Annotated in this window: 3 protein-coding genes; all 3 read left to right on the top strand. The window is 60.6% G+C overall.

Annotated elements, in window-relative coordinates:
- Positions 1-116 precede the first annotated feature (116 nt).
- The 3 genes from NW837_RS14530 (at position 117) to purD (ending at position 4,063) form a co-directional block, all read left to right on the top strand.
- Complete coding sequence (locus tag NW837_RS14530) at positions 117-1,406, top strand: HD domain-containing protein (RefSeq protein ID WP_011431717.1); 1,290 nt, start codon at positions 117-119, stop codon at positions 1,404-1,406.
- Positions 1,407-1,489: 83 nt separating this feature from the next.
- On the top strand, positions 1,490-2,665 hold the full coding sequence (locus tag NW837_RS14535) for a glycosyltransferase (RefSeq protein ID WP_414332285.1): 1,176 nt from the start codon (positions 1,490-1,492) through the stop codon (positions 2,663-2,665).
- A gap of 102 nt (positions 2,666-2,767) precedes the next feature.
- Complete coding sequence (gene purD, locus NW837_RS14540) at positions 2,768-4,063, top strand: phosphoribosylamine--glycine ligase (protein ID WP_414332286.1); 1,296 nt, start codon at positions 2,768-2,770, stop codon at positions 4,061-4,063.
- The last annotated feature ends 447 nt before the right edge of the window (positions 4,064-4,510 follow it).

Here is a 4,510-nt window from a genome sequence, read left to right on the forward strand (position 1 = left end):
TGCTGGCATCCTTTGCAGAGAGAGGCATGGGAAAGCGGGCATAGATAGGGCGAGGCGGGAAGCACCCCCAGACAGGCTAGCCAAGGATCCCAAAATTGGCGAGGTATGGTGGGAGTATGCCGCTACGGTTTTGCAAGTCCCGCACCTACCACGATCCCCTGCATGGCGCCATCAGCCTGAATGGAGGGGACGCGGTTGAGGCTCTGCTCATTCGCTTGATCGATACACCGGCCTTTCAGCGGCTGCGCCGCATTCGCCAGTTGGACACGGCCTTTTTTACCTTCCACGGGGCAGAGGGATCCCGCTTTACCCATTCGGTGGGGGTGCTGCAGGTAACGCGGCGGCTGTTCGACAAATTGGCCCATCGCCACCCGGAGCTGCGTCCCTATCGGGCGGTAACCTTGGCCTCGGCTCTGCTGCACGACATTGGCCATGCCCCTTTTAGCCATGCCGGGGAAGAGATCTTCGGCTGCCGGCACGAGGTTTGGACGGCCCGCATTCTCCGGGAGGATCCCCAGGTGAGGACGCTGCTGGCGGAGTTTGATTCCCAACTGCCGGCCCAGATGCAGCAAGTGCTGCAGAAGCAGTTTCCCCTGCCGCTGGTGGGGCAACTCATCTCCAGCCAACTGGACTGCGACCGCTTCGATTACCTGATGCGGGATAGCCTGCTCACGGGTGCCCAATACGGCCACCTGGACTTGGATCGCATCCTAACGGTGCTGGATTATGACCCGGAGACGGGATCCCTGTCCATCCCCGCCCGCAAAGGCCTGGGGGCCATCGAGCACTACCTGGTGGTGCGCTATTTCATGTACACCCAGGTCTACCAACATCCCAAAAGCTTGTGCGCCCGCTTCATCTTGGATCGGCTGTTCAAACGGGCGCAGGTTCTCTTGCAAAGGGGGGAAATTGAGCTGGATCCCATCCTCAGCGCCTGGTGCTGGGCCTCGCTGGCGGCCCAAAAAGGGGATCCCTTCGAGTTGCCGCTCCCCCTCTACTTGGCTGCCGACGATATCATCTTCAGCTACCCCATGCGCCTCTGGGCCATGTCGGGGAAGGATCCCATCTTGGCGGATCTGTCGCGGCGCTACTTGGAGCGGGATTTGTTCAAGGCCCGCAACATTACCCAGTTGTCTGAGGAACAACGCCAAACCCTGGTGGCTGCTGTGCAGGCCAAAATGCTGCGGGATGGGCTGGATCCTGAAAGCTATTTGGGCATCCGCTCTGCCCATGTCCAGGGCTATAGCTTTTATGACCAAGGGATCCAGCTCAAAACCGAGCGTGGCTATGAAGAAATTGCCCATCTTTCCCCTTTGGTGCGTGCCTTGGTGGAAACCCAGCGCCAGGTCTGGCTAATCTTTCCCCGGCCCTATGGCGATATCGTAGAGGGGGTTTTGTCTGCCTAGAAAATCATTGGGCCATCCCAGAGCTAGAGCATTAGAGGTGGGAATCTGTTCCTGAGCACATCTAAACAACGAGGGAAGCAGGAGTGGGGATCCGAGAAATCCTAACGGGGGTATTGTCCTTAACAGCTTTGGCGATTGCCCTAGTGGCCCTGCAACTGAGGCGAGCGTTGCGGGCTTCCCCCTGGCTGAGGGATCCCCCGGCGGAACAGGCAGGGGAAATCGCGGCTGGGATGGAGCGGCTGGCGGTGATCGTGCCCGCCTACAACGAGGCCGAGAACGTGGTGGGCTGCCTGAGCAGCATTCTAGACAGCACCTCTGCCCCTTTACAGGTGTGGTTGGTGGACGATGAATCCACGGATGCCACCTGGGAGCTGGCCCAAGCCCTGGCTGCCGAACGGCAAGATCCGCGCCTACACCTGCTCAAGGGGGATCCCCGTCCCAAAGGCCAAAGGTGGGTGGGCAAAAACTGGGCCTGTGCCCAAGCCGTCGCCCGCGTAGAAGCCGACTACTTGCTGTTTCTGGATTGCGACGTGCGGCTGGGATCCGGTGCCATTGAAGCGGCCTTAGGACATTTGCTGGCAAGCGGCAGCGGCTTGGTGAGTGTAGGGCCGCAATTGGTGTGCGGTTGCCTGGCGGAGTGGCTGGTGCAACCCATCATGATGACCATCCTGGCGGTGGGTTACAACTTTGCCGCCGTGAACGATCCCGACAACCCCAAAGCCTTTGCCTTTGGTCCCTTCCTGCTGTTTCGGCGCTCTGCCTACGAGCAAGTTGGCGGGCATGCCGGAGTGGCCGATGTGGTGATCGAGGATGTGGCCCTGGGGCAACGGATCAAAGCCCAGGGGTTGGGCCTGCAAATTTGCCTGGGAGGGCCGCGGGTGCGCAGCCGCATGTATGCCAACGGGGCTGCCCTTTGGGAAGGGTGGACCAAAAACTGGTTCCTGGGCCTGGAGCGCAACTGGGCCTTGGCCGTGTTGGCGATGGTCACGGTTTTGGGGATCTGCAGCTTGCCCTGGTTGGGGGTGATCCTGGCTGGGGCTACGGGATCCCTGGAGGTGCTGTTGGCCAGCTTGGCAGGGATCCTGGCCCAATTGGCCATCCGGCTTCTGCTCCGGCATTGGGCGCATCTGCCCCTCTGCTACTGGTGGCTAACGGCAGTGGGGGGTTGGGCGACAGCGGCCATCATCTTGGCTTCGGCCATCCGCACCACCACCGGCCGCAACTGGACTTGGCGGGGCCGTTCTCTCGCCGTCCACTGACCGGAGTGCGCCAACACCCCAGAAATGGTACAAGAACATGGTCTAATGGGGGATGTTCGGAAAACAGGCAAGCTGGGTTTAGAAACAGCGGAATAGCACACCATGCAGGCTCTGGTCATCGGATCTGGGGGGCGAGAACACGCTCTGGCCTGGAAGCTGTTGCAGTCTCCCCAGGTTACTCGGATCTACTGTGCCCCCGGCAACGGCGGCATGCAGCAGCTGCCCCGCTGTCAATCCGTGGCTTTGGCGGCTACCGACATTGAAGGCCTGGTGCGGTTTGCTACCGTACAAGGGATCCGCCTGACGGTGGTAGGGCCAGAGCTGCCCTTGGTGCAGGGGATCGTGGACGCCTTCCAGGCAGCAGGGTTGCCCATTTTCGGGCCTAGCCGCGCCGCTGCCCAACTGGAAGGAAGCAAACTCTGGGCTAAGCAATTGATGCAAGAGGCCGGGATCCCGACTGCTCGCGCTACCGGCTTTGCTGAGCTATCTGCCGCTGTGGCCTATCTCGACTCCCAGAGTTTCCCAGTGGTCATCAAAAAAGATGGACTGGCTGCCGGCAAGGGGGTAACCGTTGCCCAAAACCGGGAAGAAGCCGTGCAAGCCCTGGAAGCAGCCCTGGCCAAGCCGGGCGATCAGGTGCTGATCGAGGAGTTTATCCCCGGCCAGGAGGTGTCGGTTTTGGCTCTAACCGATGGCCAGATCTGTGTGCCGCTGCCACCTGCCCAGGACTACAAGCGCCTTGGCGAGGGCGATACTGGCCCCAACACCGGCGGCATGGGAGCTCATGCCCCTGCGGATCACCTGGTCACTCCAGAAGGGTTGGCCCGCATCCAAACCCAGATCCTGGATCCCACCCTGGAGGCTTTGCAACGGCGGGGCATCCGCTACCAGGGGGTGATCTATGCCGGTTTGATGATCACGCCCAGTGGGGATCCCTACGTGTTGGAGTACAACTGCCGCTTTGGGGATCCCGAAGCTCAGGTCATCCTGCCCTTGCTGGAAAACCCTTTGGACGAGGTGCTGCTGGCCTGTATAGAAGGACGGCTGGCCCAAATCCAGCTCAAATGGAAACCCGGCTATGCCGCCTGCGTGGTGATGGCAGCCCCAGGCTATCCCGATGCCTACGAGCGAGGGATCCCCATCTCCGGCTTGGATGCAGCTGCCACCACGGGGGCGTTGGTGTTTCATGCGGGTACCCGCCAGGCAGGCAAGCAGCTCCTGAGCGATGGCGGGCGCGTTCTCTGTCTTACCGGCCAAGGGGCAACCCTATCCGAGGCCCTGCGCCAAGCCTACGCAGCTGTGGAGCAAGTGCAGTTTCCCAAGGCCTACTACCGTTCTGACATCGGCAGCCACGCCCTGGGGCCTGCCGTCCGCCGAGGAGTGATCCCTACCCCATAAAGCCATCCCTTGCCCTCTCAGCTGCAGCCGGATGGAAGAAGCCCCAGAGGGGTCGCTCCTCCAGGGCCCATAAAGCAGCTTTGAAAAAAGCTTTGATGCTTAGACGATAGCGCTTTCGGTAACAAGACGGCAACAGTGATATCAAAAGCTCAACTTTACTTTAGATTCCTTAACAATAGCCCTCTGCTTTGACTAGGCACGGATATTGCTGAGCTGAGTCTCTCCCCTCTCGAGGGGGATCCCCCATTAGCCCACTTGAACTGTTGCGGACCCGGATCCCCTAGAGCAGGCATTTCCTCTCCCAGGGTGGAAGAGGGGTTGGGGGTGGTTGTCTGGGGCAGCGCATGGCAGAGGAGACTATCTCTCTCAAATAGATTCAGCTAGAAATCGCAGGAGCCCCGCACTGTACCCGTAGGGTCGGTGTCGGGAGGAATGCGCTTTGATGAA

It is taken from the genome of Synechococcus sp. R6-10 (assembly GCF_047461815.1).
Classification (GTDB): Bacteria; Cyanobacteriota; Cyanobacteriia; order Thermostichales; family Thermostichaceae; genus Thermostichus.